Below are 21,197 nucleotides of genomic sequence, written 5' to 3'. Positions count from 1 at the left end.
TTCAATATTCGTTTTCAATATTCGTTTTTGATGTCCGTTCTCTATGTCCATTCTCTATGTCCGCTCTTGATGTCCGTTCTCAACATCCATTCCCAATGTCCTTTTTATAACAATTTAACCTGCCTTGAAATTTTAAGGTTTTTTTCTTAAAGTAAGCATGAATCCAAATATCGCTGGTAATAGTGTAGTCAAGAAATATAGAACGATAGAACAGGAAAAACCATATGCAGAACTTTCATTCAATAACTTGAATATTGTAACGCTTACGAACTCTCTAACTCCAAACCCTGATATGGAAATTGGAAAATTACCCAGAACTACTACTATTGGAAGGGAAAAGGTAAGTAAGCTGTTTAATGAGGGATTTAAGGATTTTATAACTATCCAGTATACAAATAAATTGAGTAAATAATACCCAAGAGTCAATGCAGAAACAGAAAAAATAGCTTTTTTATTTCCAGTGATTTGTTTTATCGTTTGAATATAATTTTCTTTAAATTCGCTTTTCTTCGAAAATATCCCAAAAATAAGAGTTACGATCTTTTCATTTGTAATAACAAAAATACCTGCGACAAAAATCATTATCATTGGCGTCATTATATAGATTAGATATCTATCCTTAAAAAATAAAGCTATAGATAATACACTTAAAACCAGGAGACAGACCATATCTATGACTCTGTCCATCACTACGGTTGGTATGCTTCTGGAGTTTTCAGCATCTAAATAAAAGGCTCTTGAAACTTCTCCTGCCCTGCCCGGAGTAAGGGCTCCATAAAAATTACCCATCAAAATTATTTCAAGCGACCTTTTTACGGGAATTTGGACATTTATACAATTAAGTAGAGACTGCCATTTTATCGCTTTTATCAGGTACATCAGAGCAATAAAAGGTAACGAGAGCGAAAGCAATTCCAGGTTCATCTGGGTAAAGGTCTCGTAGATTGTCCTCAGGTCAAGTTTGGCTATCAGGTAAAACATTAGCCCCAAACTGACTACAGTTTTACCTATTGTTTTCCAGTTCATAGCTATCGTACTTTATAATATAATCATCGTTATTTCTGGAGTTTGTGATCAGTTCTCCGATCAGGCCAAGGGAAATAAATTGAGCTCCAAGAACTGTGATTAATATGCTCAACATCAGCAGAGGCCTGTCTCCTATCTTGATACCCCTGAACCATAGCGAGACCAGGTTCAGGTTTATGATCATTGCTGAGAGTATTAGTAAGAAGCCGATACCTCCAAAGATGTGAAGGGGCCTTTTCTTGTATAGGTTCAAAAATGTGACTGTGATCAGGTCCAGAAAACCTTTAAGTAGTCTTTCAAATCCATATTTTGATTTTCCATGAATTCTAGGATGGTGTTCGACTTCGATTTCTCCAACAGTGTATCCTTTCCAGTGAGCTAGAGCTGGAATATAACGATGGAATTCTCCATATAATCTTATATTCTTTACGACATAGTTTCTATAACCTTTAAACCCGCAGTTGAAGTCATGAATTTTGACTCCTGTGATATGTCGAGTTAATGCGTTGAAGAATTTTGAGGGAAGGGTTTTTGAAACAGGGTCATGTCTTTTACTCTTCCAGCCTGAGACCATATCATATTCTTCTAATTTTTCAAGAAATCTCGGGATTTCTTTGGGGTCATCCTGCAGGTCTCCATCCATGGTAATAACAAAATTTCCCTGTGATTTCTTAAAACCGCAGGAAAGAGCCGCAGCTTTTCCATAGTTCCTCTGGAATCTTACAATCTTAATTTTGCTATCTTTGATTGTTTTTAACTTTTTAAAAGTATCATCCATAGATCCATCATCTACGAAAATAATCTCAGATGCTTTTCCCAATCTGGAAAGAACTACAGTCAATTGATTATATAATTCCCCTACGTTTTCTCCTTCATTGAAAACCGGGATTATGATTGAGAGATCTAATTTATCGGACATTTACCGTTTTCTCCTAAACAGTGTTTCAGTTTACTGTAAAATTGTAGTTTAAGGAGTCTCTGAAACCAAACGAATACATCTCAAACTTTAATTTAGAGCCAGTTTCAATAGAGGAAGATTTGAATTGAAATTGACAGCAAATTGGAACAAAGCCTCTTTACAACAGTATTTTTAGTCATGTTTTATATTTTTAGTCATGTTTTAAGCCACGTTGAAGTCTCTACAGAACTTATTTATGTATTTTTAGATCAATTTTTAATGCATCTCCATTTATCTTCGGTTAAGGAATTTTCTTGCCCGAAAGCTATCGATCTTGCATTAGAAACCAGCCTTTAAATTTGGCCTGTTTACATGAAATCAATACCCTGTTCCAGCTTATAACTTAGCAAATTCTTTTATTAAGTTATAAAACAGACTCAATTTATCACTATTCCTTGCTTAACCGAAGACGCATGAATTCATCTCTGAAGTTTCTTGTTCTATAAAATGAACCTAGATAAAGATTACTGGCGTAGAAAAACTCTTCAATTTTCACCAAAAGTTTTTCCTCGAAATTATCTTAAAAACAATAAAATTACTCTCATATAAAAGTTAAGATTTAATTATAATCTTATAAAAATTATTTTATATCTTTTTCAAATAGCGTCTTTTTAACAGGAAAAACTGTACTTTTCATTCTTCTTGTAAGAAACATTTCCATGATCAGATAAAACAAGACCACTATCAAAAGAAATTGATATTACAACTTTGAGAAATATATAAGTTTTTCTATGTTGTGCTAACAGCATCCAGTTAAATATTGAAATATCCATATTAATATATGTCAATGTAAAACTGTGGGATCTTGCACAAAAGAAAATAGTTTTCTTATTTATATCAGGAACTCGGGAAAAACTTGCAAAAGGATCGTGAAAACAAGACATTACAGGCATTTACCTGACAACAGACCACTACTTCTTTTACCCTATGGGTAGCATTCAAAAACGCATTCTGTAGTGATCTAACTGCAAAATAAAACATATAAATATATAATGAACAGTTGATATCAAATGCAGATCAAACGGAGATGTATAGCATGGTAAGTGAAATGACTCCAACCCGAAGAGTTCTGGCAGCAGTGCTTGGAGGCAGGGTTGACTATGTACCCCCTGCAAATCCCCTGGCTCAAACCACAACCGAACTGATGCAGATATGCAATGCCTCCTGGCCAAAAGCCCACTTTGACAGCAAGATGATGGCAGACCTTGCAGCCGCTCCCTATGAGGTCTGCGGCATTGAGGCTGCACGTCCACAGTTCGATATTTCTCTCGAAGCAGAAGTTCTTGGGTGCAAACTTGACTGGAATAAACCGGACAGGCCTCCTGTAACTGGCCCTGCTTATACAGACTCCTCAGATATAACCTGGCCCGATAAATTGGAAGAAGCCGGAAGAATACCGGTAGTGCTCGGGGCAATCGAAGAACTGAGAAAGCGCTACGATGGCATGCTCCCTATAATCCCAGGACTTACATCCCCCTTTACGGTAGCAGGTCACATAGCAGGTGTTGAAAATATATCCAGGTGGACAAAGACTGACCCAGAAAAAGCCCATGCCTTCATTGAAGCAGCAACCGATTTCGTGATAGCTTACGGGAAGTTGCAGACTATTTACGGGGCACATATCATCTTCCTCGCTGATCCCTCGGCTTCTGGGGACCTGATTTCTGCGGAAACATACAGGGAATTTATACTTCCTTCCCACAAAAGAATAGCAAAGGAAATAAGCTGCCCTCAGATCCTGCACATCTGCGGAAATACCAGTAAACTCTTGCCTTATATAAAACAAAGTGGAATTGACTGCTTCTCCTTTGATGCCGTTCCAGTCTGGTATTGCCGTAAGGTAATGGGCAACGATATGTCCATTCTCGGAAGTCTGGATGTCATAGACCTGATGCCAAACGGTACCCCCGAACAGGTTTATAACAGAACTAGGGAATGCATTTTGCAGGGAGCTGATATTGTAGGGACTTCATGTGGGGTCTCATATGGAACCTCCCTCGAAAATCTCAGAGCGTATGTTAGAGCCTGTAAAGAAACCCCAATCCCGAAATGCGATGATGTTGAAGATCTTGTCAGGCAGATTGGAGTCGGTATCGGTAGGAATATGAAAGAAAATGTGCTGGGAGGGGTGCAGGAATGATCAGGCACATCGACGTTGCGGTTCAGAAGATATTCGAGATGAAAGAGAAAGAACCTTCCATGTTTAAAAAACTCATTGACGAAGGAATCATGATCGGCCTTGGGGTTGACATTGGAGACAAAAGTAAAGAAATAACTGCTGTCGACCAGATAAAGAAACAGAACATGCCGAAAGATCCCAAATATGCAGCCGTGGCAGAATCAGTGATCGAGGGGGACAGCGCCGAAACAGTAAACCTCACAACTGCTCTGCTTGCAGCAGGAAGAGATCCTACAGACCTGGTATTAAATGCCCTTATGCCGGGAATCCAGACCGTATGTGAGCTTTACGACATAGGAGAGAGCTACGTACCTGAAATCCTGCTGGCAAATGAAGCACTTGTAGGAGGAGTGAAACTTTGCCAGGAAAGGATAGGCGAAGTCCCCTCCAGGGGGAAAGTAGTGTCCCTCGTTATTGAAGGAGATGTGCATGATATAGGCAAGAACATTGTAGCTGCCATTCTCAGAGCAAATGGTTTCGAGGTAGTTGATATGGGGAGTGATGTAACGGTAGAAGAAGCCGTTAAAACCGTAAAGGCAACAAATGCTGACCTTGTTACCGGAACAACTCTCATGAGCACAACCAAAGGTGGCCTTAAAGACCTTGCAGAAATCCTTTATTCTGAAGATGTTCCCGTAGCCTGTGGCGGGGCTGCAATCGACAGAAATTTCGTCGAGACCTTTAGTAACTCAATATATGGAAAAACTCCACTTGACGCAGTAAAAATCGCAAAGAAGATCTGTGCAGGAAAGAGCTGGAAAGAAGCCCGTCAGGAACTTTACTGATTCTACTTTACTTCCATCTCTATTTATTATTCTTCTTTTTTATTTTTATTATTCAACCATAATTTTTTTATTTAACTCTATATCGGGAAAGAAACGTTCTACGATAACAAATAAAGAATGCTGGAAAGTGAAAATAGCGTCAGATTCAATTTTCAAATATTTTGGTTGAATACTCCTCTTGCTAGTGAAAATTTACACATCCATAAAGAAGAAACAGTAATCTAACAAGAGTAATTTTACTCAGTAAAAAACTTAAAAAAAATTAGGCTCTTCGTCATTTCATATGGGTGGTTTAAAATCTAACTTTCCTAATTTTAGATAGATCATAGTAATAAAATACTGAGTGTTTCGATACCCTCTCGCATTTCTTTTTATTAACTGTACAATACTGTTAATGCCTTCCACAACTCCGTTAGTAATCCTGGAATCAAAGTAGTTTAGAATTCCATCCCAATGACTTTTAATGGTTTTAAAAACCTCAATTATTGCCTCTAATCTGCTATGAGTTGCCCAAAAATACCACTTTTTTAGATATTGTTCAGCTTCCTCTCGGCTTTTGCATTCCCAGAACTTTCTAAGACTTTCTTTTATATTATATGCTCTGAATGTATTCAGTTTTTTATTTTGGAGGTTTAAAAGCTTTTTTTTCTGTTTATCAGTTAGATTTTCCTTGTTAGTAGTCCATATGAATTTGGTATTTTTGAGTTCCTTGGTTTTTTTTGTTCTTGTATCCTTACTTCATTTAATCCTTCATTCATTGCCTTCATAACATGAAATCTATCGAATGTAATTTTTGCATCTGGAAATTCTTTAGAAATTCCACTGATATATGAAGGAGACATGTCGCAACATACCGATTTAATGTTGCTTTTGTTTCCATTATGATCTTGCAGATCTTTGTTAAAACTGGTAATAGTCGAAGAGTCTTTTCCTTCACAAGCAAATATTACTTTTGAATCTTTTATATCAACAACAAGAGTTATGTATTCATGTCCTTTCTTGCATGAAGTTTCATCTATACCAACAACACATACATCCGATAAATCCTCTTTAGACCTTGCATTGTCAGTGTAATGGTTTATGACTCTCCAAAGTTTCGTGTCATTTTCTCCAAGCAACTTCCCAATTTGTAACACTGGCATTCTTTTTGAGAGCTCCAAGATATGAGCTTCCATTCGAAGAGTAAAGTTGCTTTTTTCGCGAGCCCATGGAACTTTTATTTGGAGAACTCCACATTTTTCACATTCTATTCTTGGAATTCTACAGTGTAAATATGTAGAATATTGAAAGTAGTTAATGTGCCGTAACACTTTTTCCTTAGTATCATAAACTGAGCAGTTTAGTTTGCCACACTTAGGACAGGGAAATTTGGAACCACGTGTGAAATCAATCCAAATATTAAGTTTTTCAGATGTTAAATCAAATTCAGTACTGGTTATTTGCCAAGGTTCTTTGACATTCAAAGGTATTTCAAATGTATTTTCGCAAATGGGATATCAAACTCCTGCAGTTATTTGTACTAAATAATATAATACTTATTTATATTATATTACTAATATAATAACTTACCCATATTATACAGCGAAGAGCCAAAAATTATCTGACCCTGAAGAGAATACCCGCTATACACAGGCACGAAACAATACAAATTTAAAATAGTTCTCCAGAATACATTGTCATAAACCCAATAATACGAAACAAATATACGAAACAAATATACGAAACAAATATACGAAACAAATATACGAAACAAATATACGAAACAAATATACGAAACGAATCTAAATTTTTTACTTATTCCAGATATCCAGTTTAACCAGGGACTTTTTAGATAAAACTGAGTATATCTGCAGACAAATATTTAATCAGGAGTCAAATCCCTTGTTCCAGACTGAACCTATACTCTACCTGCAATCCCTTGGAAACGATTGGCTTACATCCCTTATGATTCTGATAACTTCAATGGGATCATCGGCTTTTTTAGTTTCCATAGTAATTATCGTAACTTTCGGGATTAGTTTCCGGAAAGGTTTTCTTCTGTTCCAGCTTTTAATCTGGACAGGGCTGATTACCGAGATCATTAAAACAGTAATCGCCTTTCTGAGGCCGGATTATGTAGATAATAGAGTACTGAACCTTGAATACGGAGTGAAAAGCACGTCCCCTTTCAATGGGAGTGGACCTGATGGTGTGTTCCAACTTCCCGATAAAGAAGTTCTCGAAACCTTCCGTCTTCAAGAAACACTTTCCCCGTCGCCTTTCGGTTTCCCTTCGGGGCATGTTGCAATTACGACTGCACTCTGGGGAGGAAGCTCCACGATTTTCAACAGCCGGAAAATCAAAATGATGGCTCCTTTTATAGTATTGCTTGTAGCTTTATCGAGAATGTACCTTGGAAGACATTTCCTGGGAGATATTCTTGGAGGAGCTATTATAGGTTTATTTTTCCTGACTGCTTTTACCTTCTTTCTCAAAAGCTCCCTGAAAGATGATTTTTTCAAGAAAGAGAATTTTGAACTTGCACTCAGACGCAAGAACCTAATTTTATATTTCGTTATGTTTGTTATCCCTCTTGTTCTTATAGCTTCATCTATGATAAGTGCAGAAGCAGCGGGTTTTTTCCTCGGCACGAATGCGGCATATGTGTTGATTATACGAAGAGGGCTCCCTGATGATGCTGGAAGTACCGAACAGAGAGTTTTGAGGATATTTATTGCGTTTCTGCTGTTCGGGATCTCAAGCTTTATTCTGAGTACCGGGTTCGAGAATATTGAAACTGCAGCCTATTTTGGTCCGACACTCATCGAGTTCTTGAAAGCTTTTATACCTGCATCTACAATCTGGGTGTCTGTAGTTATCTGCACAAAGCTCAACCTGTATAGAAGAGAAAGGGAATTCTTAAGCAGCCGGAAAGGAACTCTTGAGCAGCCAGGTCACGGAATGGAGTAGGAATACATCAAAACGGACTCGGTGGAGTCGAAATACATTAAAAAGAACGCGGTGAAGTAGAAATCTATTAGGCAGTGTCTCAAATTTGCTGTAAATTTGAAGTCAAGTCTTTGCGTACTTGTCGATAATTGATCTGCCGACATGGAATTTTCGACCCTGCAACTTTTTGAGTTTTGTGATTTTACAGAATAATTGGCACACTGCCATAAAACCAGATTCAGAGGTAGCGGAGCAATTATCCATTAAGTTTGATCAGTTGTTTTCTACCAAGATCGGATATGAACAGCTGGATGAAAGAATCGCTAAGACGAAGGAGAACAAGGAATAGCTGTTAAAGGTACTTGTTCTGCCAGAGGTTCCGCCGCATAACAATGCAGTGTAACTGGCGTAGAGAGCAAAGGTCAGAAAAAGGGATGTGAGCCTTCAAACCATACAGAGGAAGGAACAAGGCAAATGACACATTTATGACGATTGTTCAGACAGCAAAGAAACTGGGGGTAAGTACATATCAGTACATATGTGATAGAGTCGGCAGTACATTTGAGATGCCATCTCTGGCTCAACTCATTAGAGAAAAAAGCTCAGTGAGTGGAAGGTGAGAGATTTCCACTCAATTTGAAGAAGATACGAAAGATTTAATATATCTTCAAGACCCAAATTTTACCTGTAGCAATAAATATAAAAATTAGCGTCGGAGTATTTATTATATCGAAAAGTAAATAAAAAAATAGTAGAATTTATATAGAAAGGGAAGTGGTACATTTTTAATACAAGTATGATTATTAAATAACAATTATATTTGTAAGTTGGCTTGCCAGTAAATGGGTGCTACAGAGGTCAATTCACATCTACATGAAATTTCATTTATAGGAATTGAGACTATGAAAAACAAAATAATTGCATTTGATTTCTTGAGGGCTTTAGCAATAGCGATGATTATTCCGGCTCACTTAAGTAACTTTTTATCTTTCACTTATCTCAAGTTAGCTCTTTATGCCGTTGATCCTTTTGTTGCAAATATGGGACTGGGACTTTTTATATTTATGAGTGGATATTTGTTATATTATAACAACCATTCAATAAAATCGTTCCAGAACGTATTGTCTTTCTACAGAAACCGGCTCCTGAGGATCTTTCCCCTTTACTGGGCAGCGATTGCTGCTTTTACACTTGTGTTCTTTATATTTGCTCCAAGGCTAAACTCAGGTTTTGAATTTCCCAATGCCGCACATGTGTTTAGTTTTCACAATCTAATCATGCATGTACTGGGACTACAAATCTTTCTTGCCCCTGCATATGCGTCCCCAATGCTGACATTATACTTTGTAGGTTTAATTATTGTTTTCTACGCAATTTACCCGCTTATCATTATGCTTTCAAAAAGTTCAAAACAGATCTTACTTTATTCTTCTCTCATATTTCTCGGGTGCTTGTTAGTCTCGAGAACTTTTAACATTATTGAGTACCGCTTTTATACGTTTTTCCCAATGTTCGTTTTTGGGATTCTTACCTGTAAGGAAAGCCTATTTGAAAAGTCAATGATGATTAACAGGAAAAATCCTTTTGTCCAGATATTGCTGGCGGCCCTCCCTGTTATGCTGGTACTGGTTATCGTTTTGGGCTCGAGAACAACCCTTCTCCTGGACCCAAAGACTACATTTACTATTGAATCTGCAGGCAGTGGCACGATAGGGTCTTCTACAGTGATATCGATGCTAGGAAATATGGCAAATTCACTGGGCCTGAGTTACCTGATCTTAAAATTCATCATTGATTCTGTGCTTCTTAACTTATTCGTTATAATATTCTGTGTTCTGGAATACAGATTTGCAATGAAATTTATCAATAATGAATTTTCAAGCTCCCTGAGTTCTGCGTTTACGTATGTCGCTACAGCTTCATATTGTATCTATTTGTTCCACAGGCCATTTCTGGCGCTCTGGAATTCAGTGACGCACTTTATAAGTAATCCACTCCTGCATGATGTAATCCTTATCTTCATAGCGCTACCTCTCCTGGTCGTTATCTCGTATAACCTGCAGATTCTGGAATTAAATTTGAAAAAGCATCTTTTTCATAAGAAAGCGACTCACAAAGACTTTCCTTTTAGAGGTTATTCAAATAGCTCTGGCAAGTGAATGTCTGGTAGAAAAATTCCTGTGAAAAAAATCGGAGTTTCAAAATTCAGAACTGAAATCTCTAATTCCCGTGTTTCGTCTCCCGAATCTCATCTCGGGAGGACAGGACCATTTTTGCTATGCTTCGCTTTTCTCAAGAAGGCTGAATTATAATGAAGATACTGAGATGAATCAAGAAGGTTAACTTACCTTATTTCTGTCTCGTTCGAGTCCGGTCCAACCGAACAGGTCCATCGTTTAGGCTCCCATAATCCACAGGGGAAACTAAGGAATAATAAAAATATTCCTTCAAATTTTTAGTTTGGGAGTTGATGTATAGTTCTATTTTCCCAAATAATCATTTTTGGCAACAAAAACCCTTGATATTATATTTGAATCATTCCTAAATGAAAAATTTATACCGCACTGCTTACGGTATTTCTTCACGGCCTAGCTAAGGCGTGCAGGTTGTCCCAGACCCATAATCTCTGAATTCCGGGGAGACTCTCAGAAAGAAGATATAGACATCTATGACCACATTACAAACTGAATTAAAAGAAGATTATCTAAAATATGTTCCACAGCTTTTAATCAAACCCTAAAAGATTTTATATATTATTTAATTTTACACTTTTTAACTATAGTCACGCCTGTAATTGTTGCAACAAAACACTTCATTGTACCTCAGAGCAGTTACATTATTTAGCCTCGTGACTATAGGGTCGTTAACATATTCTATTTTTGTATTATTCTATAGATTATAGGGTCCTTCCAAATAAGTACTAAAACTAAGGGTATACAATGCTTATTTTGGATAATAGGTATGCATATAGAGTTTCCCCAATTAAGGTACACTCTAAAAATCAATTTTTTAGATAAATAATCTATAATACTCTTTTAAATCAAGAAGAGAGCGAGATAAATACTTTATTCTTTTACAATTTATGTTTATTTATGAACAAGGCATCTGATGTCATTTTTATCCATACAAAATCCAATGTTAAAAGTAAGGAAAAATCAACGTTTAATTTACCAATTAAAGTATTTATATCCTTTAAACAGCAAATAGATCCTTTAATAAATGTACCTTAACGGGGGGAGGGCTGACACTATATTTAATTGGGCAAATAAGATTTAATATCCCTTAAAAAACTACTCATTTTTCAAGGGGTTTAATAGATTAACACATGAATTTTATTCATTTTACACATATTATCTAATTATTTTAAAAAAATAATTAAATAAAACTTTAAATACTATAAATGTTATAAAATTAGTAGTTATATACTAAAACATGTATTATACTCAAAAAATAAGTTCAATTTTATATTTAAAAACTATTATCTTTGGAAAAAATGGGTGGATCACATGAATCTTATTTTGAACCTTTTAGTTCTCGTTTTTATGATATGGCTTGTGTTTTATATTCTGTTTAAACTGCTAAATATTATTACACGAATACTGGATAAAAAACAGTAATATGTTGACACATTTTTTGCGGAGGCTCCACCCAGCAAATCTTAAAACTTGTGACTTATGCATCACTCCCTATTTTCTTAAAATATATCCCACAGATTTTAATTAATCGCTAAGTAAATTTATGTTTTCTATTTTTTTTCTTTGTGAAAATCCAATGCATTTAATGCAAATCGTGAGTAAGCAGCAGCTGGCCCTCCTCCCATCTCGATGGCCACATCTATAGTTTCATATATTTCTTTATCTGATGCACCTGCTAAACAAGCCTGTTGAACGTGCCATTCAATACAGGGTTCACATTTAGTAACAATAGAAATAGATAGAGCCATTAGTTCCTTATGTTTCCGTGAAAGGCACCCAGCTTCAAATGCTTTCTTTTCTAATTCAAGAAAAGAGTTATAAGTACTACAATTCTCTAAAAATTGAGAATGGTGTTGCTTTCTATCGTTTATACTTTGACTTATTTTATCTTTGACGAATTTATCCATGTAGTCACATCCCGATAATAGGATTACTCTAACTCTACTTAAGTATTTATTTAGTTTAATTAAACTGATCCAAAAACTAACTTATCAGGTTGTGTCAAAAACGATGCTCCTTTTGATTTTCTGCTCCTTCTCAAATTTAAGCCTTCTATGGCAATTCACTGCTCAGTTTAGCAATGGTTTGAAAAACCATAGTTAGGGCAACCTTACTACTCAAGGTAATGACAGGATCAATAATCAAAAAAGTGTGGGTGAAAAGTAGTAAAAAGTACTCATACATTTGTGCCTGTTATTCGAAGAATATCATGTACGTTTAGAGAAACAACTATAGGTTTTTGAATGAACTCTAGCTTAGAGTTACACTTTTTAGTATATACTATGGTTTTGTTCTCTGCTTTTGTTATTTAAGCCGTAGCCGAGCCAGGGAGGTCATAAATCACCTAAAAGTGCCGCGACTCCATAACAGAATTTAATCAAGTTAACAAATAAAAAACAGATTTCTTTTTCAAAATATTCCCAGTAAATTAACGCTGAGGGGGAGACGTGAACTTTCTAAAAGTTCAAATCACCCGCCCGCGCCTTACTAATTAGCTGATTTGAAGTTAAACCCTTTAATGTTCTGGAGAAGGTCGGTCGCAAACATCTAAAAAAGTTTCCCTCCTCTCAGCCCAGGGACCTATTACCAGTAGGCCGACAAAACAGCTATAATTCTTATAATGTATCCTTCCCATAAATAAGCTTTTATAGAACAAAATACCAACTACAGTTTAGCTAGGAATTTTACCAGAGTTTCTAGACTAATGAATGGTCGTAAACAATGAGAAATACATCAACCGAGAGCTCAAGCTCTGAAATAGTTTCAACAAGTAACGCAAATGAACGCCTAAACTCTTTCTTAGAGTTCAAAGACAAAAATGTAGCCTGTTGTCCTGTCTGTAACAAGGTCCCAATCTACAGAAGATCCCGCTCAAAAAATTACAGATGCAATCATTGCGGGGCGATTTTTAAAACTCCTCTCACAAGGCCAGCTAAAAAAGCAGGTCACCAAACAGGCCGTCCCGTTTTTCTCATGCCTAAGGGGGCGAAGGCATGAGCGCAAAAATTCGTCTACCTTATAAATACGAACTCTGCGAATGCTGCCGCCAGACACACGTTCCAGTAACCTACCCGCGCGTAAACGGAAAGCGTCTATGTTCAAGCTGTGCAGCCACAGCAATACTAACCGCCGGAAGGCCGGACCTCATAGCGCAGGGGGTAGTCTAAATGTCTGCCTACACTCGCATATACTCAGTTCTCTGCATCATCGACCTTACAGCTCTCATGCTCTGGTGCTGCCTCTGTCTCCTTAAGGGGGTGGGGTTGTGAGAACCCAAGTCCACAAAACCAGAAAAGTACAGCTCAACTCTCACATATCCGAGCTTCAACTTTCGAAAACCGAACGCACAAGAAACCTGTTTCAAACTCCGAACCTGAACGCACTCTACCAGCAGGAGGTGATACAGTGACCTGTTCAATCTGTGGATTCAACGGCAAGCCACACGAAGAGCACAGGGACACATATACCCTTCTGTCCTGCCCTCGCTGTGGAACCCTCCTAAAATCAATCCCAAGACCCACGCACTCAAACACTCAAGACCTTCAAACCTTCCTGGAGGCGTTGCAAAATGCAGCCTAACATCTGCCAAATCTTCCCCCAAAGCGTGGACCTCTGCAAACTCGGCCTCATAGAAAAAGCCCGACTCTACCGAGAATTTGCATATGCATACGTTTCTCAGGGGGTGAGGCAGTGATCTCCATATACCCTGATACTCTCATTCCTGGCGATCCCGACCCGAAACCCTGCGCAATATGCAGCAATCCGGTATACTCCGAACTACAGCAGGACTTCACAGAAGACGAATTCGGAATAGTACTATGCTGTGACTGTGAATATTCCTTCTTCTGGGAAGCTCACAAACTGCAAAATGCAGGCTTCACAGAAAAAGCTAGAATTTACAGGGATTTTGCCAACCTCCACATTCCACAGGAGGCAGAACAATGAACGTTCTAAGAACAATCTTCCTAGTGTTCGGGACTTTCAGCTTCCTCACATTAGCCATACTCTGCACCATAGTTTGCTACGTCGCACAACTCCAGGAGGGTAAGCAATGAACTGCCAGGCTTCACACTCCAGATTCTCCCTAGAAGTCCTCACAACCATCTGCGGACTCTCAGGAGCAATCTTCCTATCAGAAGGCAACAATCTTGCAGCTCAGGGTTTCTTCTGCCTTTCAAATCCCTTACTCGCTCTAACTTCCTGGACAGCAGGAGCAAAAACAACAGCCTTCCTTTTCCTCATATACTGGATATTCTCTATCCGTGGTGTCCTTCTCTGCCTGGGGGCGATCTAAATGCCCCTATTACACTGTAAAAAATGCGGCTTCGGTGGCGAGTCACACCGTACAACATCAGACAAAGAGGAAAAAGTCACCTGCCCGTCCTGCGGTCATATCATAAAATGGGTCGTCTTCCAGGCGGTGGTATAAGTGACCACAGAATCCCAGACCGCAGCAGCTCAAAACGGCTGCACAATGGAAAACATAATAAAACAACTCTATCCTGGCGCAAAACTAGAGTACACAGGGCTGATAGATGCAACCATAAACGGAGTGCGGGTAGAAATTAAGAGCTGCCAGGAACATGTAAGAGACTCTAATAACTCAGGCGGCACACGCTCAGGACGCTTCGTATTCAACGAAGAGCAGCACAAGGCACTCATCGAAAATAACGGGGAATATATCTTCCTAGTACATACTGCCGGAGTTCCCTTCCTATTTTTCAGAGTCCCAGCCAGAAACGTCCCACTGCCAGAATTCACCGGCGTAAAAAGTCTGTGTTGGAAGTCAATAATAACAGGGGCGATAGCATGAGACACAACAGTCTTGGCTTAATCCCTGCCTCCTACTGGCTCCTTCTTGAGGACGAAAAAGAAGAAGTCGCCGCCCTTATGAAAATATTCAACGCGGATACTCTCGGAGAACCTTTCAGAAACCCTGAAACCTTTTACAACCAGGTTCTAAAAGGTCACCGAGCTTCCACCATCTCAGCCGTCACGGTGGTGTTCTAAATGCCCTCTCCCCTGGTCTATTCTCATTGTAAACGTTGCAATCGCGCTCTCAAAAATCCCAAAGCTCAATCTATCGGGTACGGGGCGGTATGCCTCAAAAAACACCAAGCCGAAGCAGAGCAAGAACTCAAAACAGGGATAGCAAGAGGCGAACATGGGCAGGAATCCCTAACCTCCTTTATTTTCTAAACTTCTACTTTTTCTATTTTTTCAAAATGCAAAATATAGGGGGTTTCCACGAACATGGCTCTTTCATCTCTCCAGCAAAAGACTATCCAAGATTTTTGCTTAAATGAACCTAGAACAATTCAGCAAATAGCCGCAAAACTTCTATTCGAAGGCAAAAACGCAATCATGCAGCTTTATAATTTTTTCAAAACCCAGGCAGCAAAAACACTGTTCTATATAGAAAACTCAGACGGGTTCTTATGGATACGAACAAATCCACTTTTTTTTATCTCAAAAAAACTAGACTTGATACATCAAGAGCAAAGTTCACCAGATACCAAAATCGCCATCAGTAAAACCTATAAAAAATTAGAAGGGTTAAAACGAACCTGTCCGGAAAAAACCGAAGCTGCATTAATATTAAACAGGGTAAATAAATTTTGTTACTACGACAAAGAGAAAAAAGAATTTGTATACCTCAACACAGCAAAAGACGACATAGATAAGCTTTTTTCGGCATACTGCAACCGCGTAAAGCTTGAAAGAATCGTCGTAACCTGCGCCCCAGACGGTAACCCTGTATTCTCTCACGACATGGTACTACCATACAAAACCCGATTCACCGACCCCGCCCGACAGCAGGAAGTACTTACAGGATTCAGGGCAGCCTACAAAAAAGCCAGTAAAAAACACATGAAAGGCGTGTTTCTTACCCTCACCTCGCAGCCTGATAAAAATAAATCCCTCTGGGAAATCAACCAGACCACAAAGCAAGCCTGGGGACTATTCACCAAATTCCTTAACAGAACCCTCCCAGCTCGGGCAGAGTGGATAAAAACCGCAGAATTTCAGCTTAACGGAATGCTCCACTACCATATAATGATATTTGGGATAAACTGGCTCTGTCATAAAAGCGTAATTCAGTACGCATGGAGGCACTACGGCGGAGGCTCCATTCTAGACATTCACACCATCCGCCAGGACCACACAGGCTGGCACTGGTCAAGGTCCCGCCCTTCCGATGCTGCAGGCAAACAGCCAGGCGACCACCTGCAAAGCTATCTAGAAAAATCAATGAGTCCTCAACACGGGGCTATGTATTGGGCTACAGGGATACAAGCCTGGACCTGTTCAAAATCTCTTCTCCCAGAAAAGCCCAAAGCTCCAGAATGTAAGCCTCTCAGAAGCCCGAAGAAGCATTATTTTTTGAAGGGCGTACTTAGTGCCCTAACGGGCTTCAGATCGTCCCACAGGAAGGACAGTCTTAGCCTCTTCGCGGGCAATACAGCCCAAGAAAAGCCCAACGAGCCCAAAAAAGAAAAACCTTCCGAACCTGAAAAACTAAGCCTTTCCTTCACCACAGCCAGCAAGATAACTCAATCCTATCTCAAAGCTTCCAGGGGGCTTTAACCTGGCTGCTAAATCCAGATCCAATATAGAGCCAGCAAAAGGGCACTATAACACAAAAATGAAATATCCAGGTCCTGAAGCGTACCACTTTCCCACAGGTCCTTCTCTCATCTCGCCCTGCATGTCCGACTATTGGCGCAGTCTACCAATTCGGCAGGGAACAAAAAGACAAGATCCAGAACACGACGAAAAACCCGAAGAAGAAGAGGAAAGCGAAAACAGCACAAGGGCAGAATACGCCGAAGAAATCCGTATAATTCTTGGAAGTGTTTAATATGATACAAATAGGAAACTGCATAGACTTAATGAAAAATTACCCTGATAATCATTTTGATATAGTTTTTACATCTCCTCCCTTCAAAGACGAAGATGTAGATGGCGATTACTGGACCTTTTATAATGAGTTTTTCCAGCAGGCCTACAGAGTAGCCGGAAAGGTCCTTATAATCATCCACTCAGCCACCAAAATGAACGAGCATATACTGCGCTATCCTCCAAAAAGAGTTCTGATCTGGGGAAAGGGGATAATAGCGGCATCATGGCGATATAATCCAATATACGTATACCAAAAAACCGAAGAGTACAAAGTCAATAAGTACATCTGGAGTGACTGCTTCGGAGTAGAACCAATAAAAGGAAACGCAAAGGTCCATAAATACCAAGATCCCGTTATCCTCTATACAACAATTTTAGGCATGTTCACAGGCTGCACGTCTATACTTGATCCCTTCTGCGGGTCCGGTACAACTTTACAGGCATGCAGATATCTGACGAACAAAGGAGACATCAAAGAAGGATACGGAATGGAGATTAACAGCTCATATCTTCCTTTAATTAATCGCGGGACATCTCCATCATTAGACGCTTTTTAATTTTTTATCAATTAGGTCCAGGCCTGCAGGCAAAGGGAGGGAAAACACCTCTAAAAACCTTTTTAAAAAGTTACCTGCAGGAAATTTAACACGCGTGAACGCCTAAATTCTTCCCATAAACGGCCGTTTAAAAACACCATAAACGTATGAGAATCTTTATATAGATTGATCCCCATATATACCTATTATGGAAGCTAAAGAAAAACTAGGCTATGTTCGAGTTTCCACCGACAAACAAGACATCAAAAACCAGAAACTCGAACTCTTAAAATTTGTTCCTCCTGAAAACCTCTACGAAGATTCAGGAGTCTCCGGTACAGTTCCCGCAAAGAAACGAAAAAACTTCCATAAAATATACGACAAAATACAGGCGGGAGACGTAGAAGCACTATATGTATTTGAATTATCGCGACTCGGCAGGACCTCAACCGAAACAATACAACTAATCCTAGAAATTGAGCAAATGGGGTGTCACATCATATCCCTAAGCCCTAACGAATCCTGGACAAAAATGATAGACTCGCCAGGCATCAGAAACATATTCATTTCAATGTTCGCCTGGTTCGCGGATCTTGAACGAGCTTCAATATCTGAACGTACAAAGCTAGGACTCCAAAGAGCAAGAAACGAAGGTAAACACCTGGGAAGACCTTTCTCAGAATTATCAAGAACACAATACGAAAAACTCAAAGCAGAAAACCCAAAACTCAAAACCGCACAACTAGCAAGGTTAATGAAAGTCCCACAGACAACACTATACAGATATGTGGAAAAGTGGGAAGAAGAAGACAGAATAAAAGAAAACAAAGACCTTCAAAACTCAAATTCTTAATACCGTTAAACGGGGGGTAGTACACAATGGGCACAAGACCTGTAATAGATGGTAATTTACCCGTAGAAACTCGAAATCTCTTATATCAAAAATATGATAGAGAGCTATACTTACAAGAGCTTCTATGTGAAGTAGAGCTCACAAAAAAAGAACTCGCTGAAATTGACACCGCACTTCAAAGACTTAAAACACCAAAAGAAGTTGAAATAACAAAATTAACAATAGGTGAAATTTTAGAAGTTGAACAAAGAAGGTAATACCTAATATTAGGGGGGTAACTTCACATGATCGAAATAGACTCAGAAGACATTGAAAGTCTGCACGACTTCAAGAAAGCTCTTACATACTGGTACGCTCTCCTGTTCGCAGGAGTGCTCACTTTCCTTTTTCTCTTTGTACTACCAGGGGGCTTCTAAACGTACCTAATCACCTGGACAGACAAAACAAAACAGAAAAGCACAACCGCCCCAGGCTACGGGATTGCTCGCATACGCGCGAACACCCTGCAAAACAAACCTCACATAACCAACGTCAAAATCTGGGCGGCTGCATCATGACTCTAATACAAGAAATCCCCAGGGCACACCAAATGCCAGAACCCGAAATCACACAACAAAAAGTATTCTTCGGTCCTGGCGACTTCCTCATAAAAACCGTCAAAACCTGGCACTGTCAAACATGCGGGCGGGCAATTGGTCAGGATTACACCCTTCACGGCTGGAACTATTACGGGAAAATAATCTGTCCTGACTGTCTACAAGCTACCCAGCAGAGTGATCTATAATGCTCTTCTTAATCCTGGGGTTCATAACCTCCATTTTTCTCTCTCTTGGAGTTCGTAAGCTCCTTCTCACTGACTTTTTCAAAGGTTCTTAACTCTCCTTTTTACTTTCTCATTTTGCCCTGCAGTAAAATTTCTGGATCCCTGCAGTAAAATTTCTCTGGATCCCTGCAGTAAAATTTCTCTGGATCCCTGCAGTAAAATTTCTGGATCCCTGCAGTAAAATTTCTGGATCCCTGCAGTAAAATTTCTCTGGATCCCTGCAGTAAAATTTCTCTGGATCCCTGCAGTAAAATTTCTGGATCCCTGCAGTAAAATTTCTCTGGATCCCTGCAGTAAAATTTCTCTGGATCCCTGCAGTAAAATTTCTGGATCCCTGCAGTAAAATTTCTGGATCCCTGCAGTAAAATTTCTCTGGATCCCAAATAGGCAGCATATAAAGCCTTTAAATACCCTTCAGGCCTTCCCCAGGGGTAAAACCACAACAAAAAAAAGAGCGAAAGTCAGGGCTCTTCTTGGCCCAGAACTGAATTTTGGTTTTAGTATTAAAGGTATTCAAAAAAAGTTTGTTGTCGTTGTCGAAGGTTCTAAAATCCTTTTCGCCCACTCGTCCGCATCCTCACTCTTCCCTAACCAAACATTCAAAGTACTAACCGGAATACCCGAGAACTCAGCAATCTTAGTCTTAGTAACCTTATCCTCTATCAGCCTGGAAGCAAGAGAAAGATAAGCCTGGTTCACTCTCGTTAAAGTCTTCAACTCCCTCTTAGAAAATATCTCTTCCTTCTCTTCTACCTCTTCCTCCCCGATCTCCGTGAAATACTCATCCTTCTTCTTCAAATAACTTTTATACAAACCTTTACTAACTCCGCAAACATCAAAAAACTCCTCCATATCAGGAATAGGAATAGACCCAATAGGCATAAAAACACCATCCTTTTGAACCTTAAACGGAGCTATAACAGGATCCTGTATCCAGTCCGTCACAATCGCGTAAGGATACGCATAAGTGCGGGTAAAAGGCTGTCCCTCAGGCGTAAACTCATTAAAAGCCTTCATCTTAAAAAAGCAATCTAACTGTAGGCGAACATCACCATCTAAAAACTTAAGATGCTGAAAGTTCCCGAAAAGCGCAATTTTCCTGTACCCATAGACCTGCAACGTCTTAATAATAAGCTTATTCCGTTCATTCATGAAATCGCGAGCATAAGCCGAAGCTCCTGCTTCCTCCCAGACAATAGACGTCTGGGTCTTCTCGTTAAGCTGTTCCTTAAGCTCCTTCAATCCAAAACAAACCTGTTCCTCTGAAAAGTCAGGGTCCACAGCACAGGCCGCCCCCAGAGTAAAAACACTCTTCCCGCTTCTACGCTTCCCAATAGCCGAAATAAAAGAAGAATTGTTATACAGGAAAGCCCTCTTCGCAATATCGATAAAATACCAGAACCAATTAAACTGAACCGACTTCTCATTATTCTCATTATCTCCGCTCATAACTCCACCTCATAAGGCTTTATCTCATTTTCCACCAAAACACTATTGACCCTCTCCAGAGTCAGCTCTATATCACGCGCAGCCTTGTAATATACCGTCTGCTGTGCCTCTGGGATCTGGTCCCTAAAAATCGTCTTCCTGAGTGCGTAAATACAAACTCTCTCAATAACGTAAGAAAAGCGATACTCGCAAAAAATCTTAAGCTCAACTCCCTTAAGATAAGAAGAATTCACAGTCTCAACCTGGTACAACTGAGAACTATCAACCCTCTTCCGAAGGCTCACATCTATATGCTTTTTAACCTTAATCACAAGCTCATCTATTTTTTCCAGGCTCTCTATATCCTTCGTATCAAACGCCAAAATAGACATATTCCGAAGGTGCGAAACCAGATCTATATAAGCTGTATACTCCTGATTCTGCAAAGCCTCAGTCATAGAAACAAGTAAATCCTGAAAAGGGTATATAACCCCCATAGGTTTATTTCCATCTACATATTTAAAAGAGCTCATATATAACTCTCCTTATGAAATACGTTTTTTTACATATACTATAGTAACTT

At 39.1% G+C, this 21,197-nt stretch carries 25 protein-coding genes and 1 pseudogene; 19 read left to right on the top strand and 7 right to left on the bottom strand.

All coding sequences use genetic code 11. The features are described 5' to 3' along the window. Positions 1-132 precede the first annotated feature (132 nt). The gene (locus MSKOL_RS08785) at positions 133-1,026 is read right to left on the bottom strand and encodes a lysylphosphatidylglycerol synthase transmembrane domain-containing protein (protein ID WP_048155350.1); all 894 of its coding nucleotides are present in this window, start codon (positions 1,024-1,026) and stop codon (positions 133-135) included. Next, a complete protein-coding gene (locus MSKOL_RS08780; protein ID WP_048155346.1) occupies positions 1,004-1,945 on the bottom strand; it encodes a glycosyltransferase family 2 protein in 942 nt (313 codons plus the stop codon). Before MSKOL_RS08780 ends, MSKOL_RS08785 begins: the two co-directional genes overlap by 23 nt. Positions 1,946-3,020: 1,075 nt before the next feature. Between MSKOL_RS08780 and MSKOL_RS08775 the strand changes: the two genes are divergently transcribed. Together MSKOL_RS08775 and MSKOL_RS08770 are read left to right on the top strand one after the other, a co-directional pair. After that, complete coding sequence (locus MSKOL_RS08775; RefSeq protein WP_048155343.1) at positions 3,021-4,124, top strand: MtaA/CmuA family methyltransferase; 1,104 nt, start codon at positions 3,021-3,023, stop codon at positions 4,122-4,124. Then, a complete protein-coding gene (locus tag MSKOL_RS08770; RefSeq protein ID WP_048155339.1) occupies positions 4,121-4,948 on the top strand; it encodes a methylthiol--CoM methyltransferase in 828 nt (275 codons plus the stop codon). Before MSKOL_RS08775 ends, MSKOL_RS08770 begins: the two co-directional genes overlap by 4 nt. A gap of 279 nt (positions 4,949-5,227) precedes the next feature. On the opposite strand, the pseudogene MSKOL_RS08765 reads toward MSKOL_RS08770, so the two are convergent. Further along, a pseudogene (locus MSKOL_RS08765) lies at positions 5,228-6,339 on the bottom strand (ISL3 family transposase). Between the two features lie 490 nt (positions 6,340-6,829). Here MSKOL_RS08765 and MSKOL_RS08760 point away from each other — a divergent pair. After that, positions 6,830-7,897: a phosphatase PAP2 family protein gene (locus tag MSKOL_RS08760; RefSeq protein WP_048155337.1), complete on the top strand. Its 1,068-nt coding sequence runs from the start codon at positions 6,830-6,832 to the stop codon at positions 7,895-7,897. 821 nt (positions 7,898-8,718) lie between these two features. Beyond that, entirely contained in the window at positions 8,719-10,035 is a 1,317-nt protein-coding gene (locus MSKOL_RS08755) for an acyltransferase (RefSeq protein ID WP_231592559.1), read from the top strand. 1,586 nt (positions 10,036-11,621) lie between these two features. Here the strand turns inward: MSKOL_RS08755 and MSKOL_RS08750 are convergent. Next, positions 11,622-11,978, bottom strand: a complete 357-nt coding sequence (locus MSKOL_RS08750; RefSeq protein ID WP_048155329.1) for a carboxymuconolactone decarboxylase family protein — start codon at positions 11,976-11,978, stop codon at positions 11,622-11,624. A 1,086-nt stretch (positions 11,979-13,064) separates the two neighbouring features. On the opposite strand from MSKOL_RS08750, the gene MSKOL_RS20055 reads away from it, so the two are divergent. The 15 genes from MSKOL_RS20055 (at position 13,065) to MSKOL_RS08690 (ending at position 19,147) form a co-directional block, all read left to right on the top strand. Continuing rightward, positions 13,065-13,238: a hypothetical protein gene (locus MSKOL_RS20055; RefSeq protein WP_156151017.1), complete on the top strand. Its 174-nt coding sequence runs from the start codon at positions 13,065-13,067 to the stop codon at positions 13,236-13,238. Between the two features lie 98 nt (positions 13,239-13,336). Then, a complete protein-coding gene (locus MSKOL_RS20050) occupies positions 13,337-13,480 on the top strand; it encodes a hypothetical protein (protein WP_156151016.1) in 144 nt (47 codons plus the stop codon). Then, positions 13,477-13,650 (top strand): hypothetical protein, encoded by a 174-nt coding sequence (locus tag MSKOL_RS20045; protein ID WP_156151015.1) that lies wholly within the window; start codon positions 13,477-13,479, stop codon positions 13,648-13,650. Before MSKOL_RS20050 ends, MSKOL_RS20045 begins: the two co-directional genes overlap by 4 nt. A gap of 111 nt (positions 13,651-13,761) precedes the next feature. Beyond that, on the top strand, positions 13,762-14,016 hold the full coding sequence (locus tag MSKOL_RS08740) for a hypothetical protein (protein WP_048155322.1): 255 nt from the start codon (positions 13,762-13,764) through the stop codon (positions 14,014-14,016). 106 nt (positions 14,017-14,122) lie between these two features. Next, the gene (locus MSKOL_RS08735; protein WP_048155320.1) at positions 14,123-14,365 is read left to right on the top strand and encodes a hypothetical protein; all 243 of its coding nucleotides are present in this window, start codon (positions 14,123-14,125) and stop codon (positions 14,363-14,365) included. A 135-nt stretch (positions 14,366-14,500) separates the two neighbouring features. Beyond that, positions 14,501-14,884: a hypothetical protein gene (locus tag MSKOL_RS08730; protein ID WP_048155317.1), complete on the top strand. Its 384-nt coding sequence runs from the start codon at positions 14,501-14,503 to the stop codon at positions 14,882-14,884. Next, positions 14,881-15,081, top strand: a complete 201-nt coding sequence (locus MSKOL_RS08725; RefSeq protein ID WP_048155315.1) for a hypothetical protein — start codon at positions 14,881-14,883, stop codon at positions 15,079-15,081. Before MSKOL_RS08730 ends, MSKOL_RS08725 begins: the two co-directional genes overlap by 4 nt. Further along, the gene (locus tag MSKOL_RS08720; protein ID WP_048155311.1) at positions 15,082-15,270 is read left to right on the top strand and encodes a DUF6011 domain-containing protein; all 189 of its coding nucleotides are present in this window, start codon (positions 15,082-15,084) and stop codon (positions 15,268-15,270) included. A gap of 54 nt (positions 15,271-15,324) precedes the next feature. Next, complete coding sequence (locus MSKOL_RS08715) at positions 15,325-16,659, top strand: hypothetical protein (protein WP_048155308.1); 1,335 nt, start codon at positions 15,325-15,327, stop codon at positions 16,657-16,659. A gap of 58 nt (positions 16,660-16,717) precedes the next feature. Further along, complete coding sequence (locus MSKOL_RS08710) at positions 16,718-16,933, top strand: hypothetical protein (protein ID WP_048155305.1); 216 nt, start codon at positions 16,718-16,720, stop codon at positions 16,931-16,933. A gap of 1 nt (position 16,934) precedes the next feature. After that, positions 16,935-17,531 (top strand): DNA methyltransferase, encoded by a 597-nt coding sequence (locus MSKOL_RS08705; protein WP_048155298.1) that lies wholly within the window; start codon positions 16,935-16,937, stop codon positions 17,529-17,531. A 187-nt stretch (positions 17,532-17,718) separates the two neighbouring features. Continuing rightward, positions 17,719-18,363, top strand: a complete 645-nt coding sequence (locus MSKOL_RS08700) for a recombinase family protein (RefSeq protein ID WP_052725392.1) — start codon at positions 17,719-17,721, stop codon at positions 18,361-18,363. 26 nt (positions 18,364-18,389) lie between these two features. Further along, positions 18,390-18,620, top strand: coding sequence for a hypothetical protein (locus MSKOL_RS08695; protein WP_048155294.1), 231 nt, complete (start codon positions 18,390-18,392; stop codon positions 18,618-18,620). Between the two features lie 27 nt (positions 18,621-18,647). After that, positions 18,648-18,779 carry a hypothetical protein gene (locus MSKOL_RS21350; protein ID WP_255351978.1) on the top strand — a complete coding sequence of 44 codons (132 nt, stop codon included), beginning with the start codon at positions 18,648-18,650 and terminating at the stop codon, positions 18,777-18,779. Between the two features lie 137 nt (positions 18,780-18,916). Then, positions 18,917-19,147: a hypothetical protein gene (locus MSKOL_RS08690; protein WP_048155291.1), complete on the top strand. Its 231-nt coding sequence runs from the start codon at positions 18,917-18,919 to the stop codon at positions 19,145-19,147. A gap of 109 nt (positions 19,148-19,256) precedes the next feature. Here the strand turns inward: MSKOL_RS08690 and MSKOL_RS08685 are convergent, their stop codons facing one another. The 3 genes from MSKOL_RS08685 to MSKOL_RS08675 all read right to left on the bottom strand — a co-directional run bounded on the left by MSKOL_RS08685 (position 19,257) and on the right by MSKOL_RS08675 (position 21,147). Beyond that, positions 19,257-19,580: a hypothetical protein gene (locus MSKOL_RS08685; RefSeq protein ID WP_048155289.1), complete on the bottom strand. Its 324-nt coding sequence runs from the start codon at positions 19,578-19,580 to the stop codon at positions 19,257-19,259. A 119-nt stretch (positions 19,581-19,699) separates the two neighbouring features. Next, the gene (locus tag MSKOL_RS08680; protein ID WP_048155287.1) at positions 19,700-20,635 is read right to left on the bottom strand and encodes a hypothetical protein; all 936 of its coding nucleotides are present in this window, start codon (positions 20,633-20,635) and stop codon (positions 19,700-19,702) included. Beyond that, positions 20,632-21,147 (bottom strand): hypothetical protein, encoded by a 516-nt coding sequence (locus MSKOL_RS08675; RefSeq protein WP_048155285.1) that lies wholly within the window; start codon positions 21,145-21,147, stop codon positions 20,632-20,634. The genes MSKOL_RS08680 and MSKOL_RS08675 overlap by 4 nt, the downstream gene beginning before the upstream one ends. Positions 21,148-21,197 lie beyond the last annotated feature (50 nt).

The organism is Methanosarcina sp. Kolksee (genome assembly GCF_000969945.1).
GTDB classification, from domain to species: Archaea; Halobacteriota; Methanosarcinia; order Methanosarcinales; family Methanosarcinaceae; genus Methanosarcina; species Methanosarcina vacuolata.
This window is presented reverse-complemented; position numbering and strand designations above follow the sequence as displayed.

Coding starts and splice junctions, on each gene's coding strand:
- MSKOL_RS08675 (WP_048155285.1), bottom strand. CDS start 21,147: ATGAGCTCTTTTAAATATGTAGATGGAAATAAACCTATGGGGGTTATA.
- MSKOL_RS08695 (WP_048155294.1), top strand. CDS start 18,390: ATGGGCACAAGACCTGTAATAGATGGTAATTTACCCGTAGAAACTCGA.
- MSKOL_RS08770 (WP_048155339.1), top strand. CDS start 4,121: ATGATCAGGCACATCGACGTTGCGGTTCAGAAGATATTCGAGATGAAA.
- MSKOL_RS08700 (WP_052725392.1), top strand. CDS start 17,719: ATGGAAGCTAAAGAAAAACTAGGCTATGTTCGAGTTTCCACCGACAAA.
- MSKOL_RS08735 (WP_048155320.1), top strand. CDS start 14,123: ATGAACTGCCAGGCTTCACACTCCAGATTCTCCCTAGAAGTCCTCACA.
- MSKOL_RS08710 (WP_048155305.1), top strand. CDS start 16,718: ATGAAATATCCAGGTCCTGAAGCGTACCACTTTCCCACAGGTCCTTCT.
- MSKOL_RS08690 (WP_048155291.1), top strand. CDS start 18,917: ATGACTCTAATACAAGAAATCCCCAGGGCACACCAAATGCCAGAACCC.
- MSKOL_RS08755 (WP_231592559.1), top strand. CDS start 8,719: ATGGGTGCTACAGAGGTCAATTCACATCTACATGAAATTTCATTTATA.
- MSKOL_RS08775 (WP_048155343.1), top strand. CDS start 3,021: ATGGTAAGTGAAATGACTCCAACCCGAAGAGTTCTGGCAGCAGTGCTT.
- MSKOL_RS08785 (WP_048155350.1), bottom strand. CDS start 1,026: ATGAACTGGAAAACAATAGGTAAAACTGTAGTCAGTTTGGGGCTAATG.
- MSKOL_RS08750 (WP_048155329.1), bottom strand. CDS start 11,978: ATGGATAAATTCGTCAAAGATAAAATAAGTCAAAGTATAAACGATAGA.
- MSKOL_RS21350 (WP_255351978.1), top strand. CDS start 18,648: ATGATCGAAATAGACTCAGAAGACATTGAAAGTCTGCACGACTTCAAG.
- MSKOL_RS08720 (WP_048155311.1), top strand. CDS start 15,082: ATGCCCTCTCCCCTGGTCTATTCTCATTGTAAACGTTGCAATCGCGCT.
- MSKOL_RS08680 (WP_048155287.1), bottom strand. CDS start 20,635: ATGAGCGGAGATAATGAGAATAATGAGAAGTCGGTTCAGTTTAATTGG.
- MSKOL_RS08685 (WP_048155289.1), bottom strand. CDS start 19,580: ATGCTGCCTATTTGGGATCCAGAGAAATTTTACTGCAGGGATCCAGAA.
- MSKOL_RS20055 (WP_156151017.1), top strand. CDS start 13,065: ATGAGCGCAAAAATTCGTCTACCTTATAAATACGAACTCTGCGAATGC.
- MSKOL_RS08715 (WP_048155308.1), top strand. CDS start 15,325: ATGGCTCTTTCATCTCTCCAGCAAAAGACTATCCAAGATTTTTGCTTA.
- MSKOL_RS08705 (WP_048155298.1), top strand. CDS start 16,935: ATGATACAAATAGGAAACTGCATAGACTTAATGAAAAATTACCCTGAT.
- MSKOL_RS08780 (WP_048155346.1), bottom strand. CDS start 1,945: ATGTCCGATAAATTAGATCTCTCAATCATAATCCCGGTTTTCAATGAA.
- MSKOL_RS08725 (WP_048155315.1), top strand. CDS start 14,881: ATGAGACACAACAGTCTTGGCTTAATCCCTGCCTCCTACTGGCTCCTT.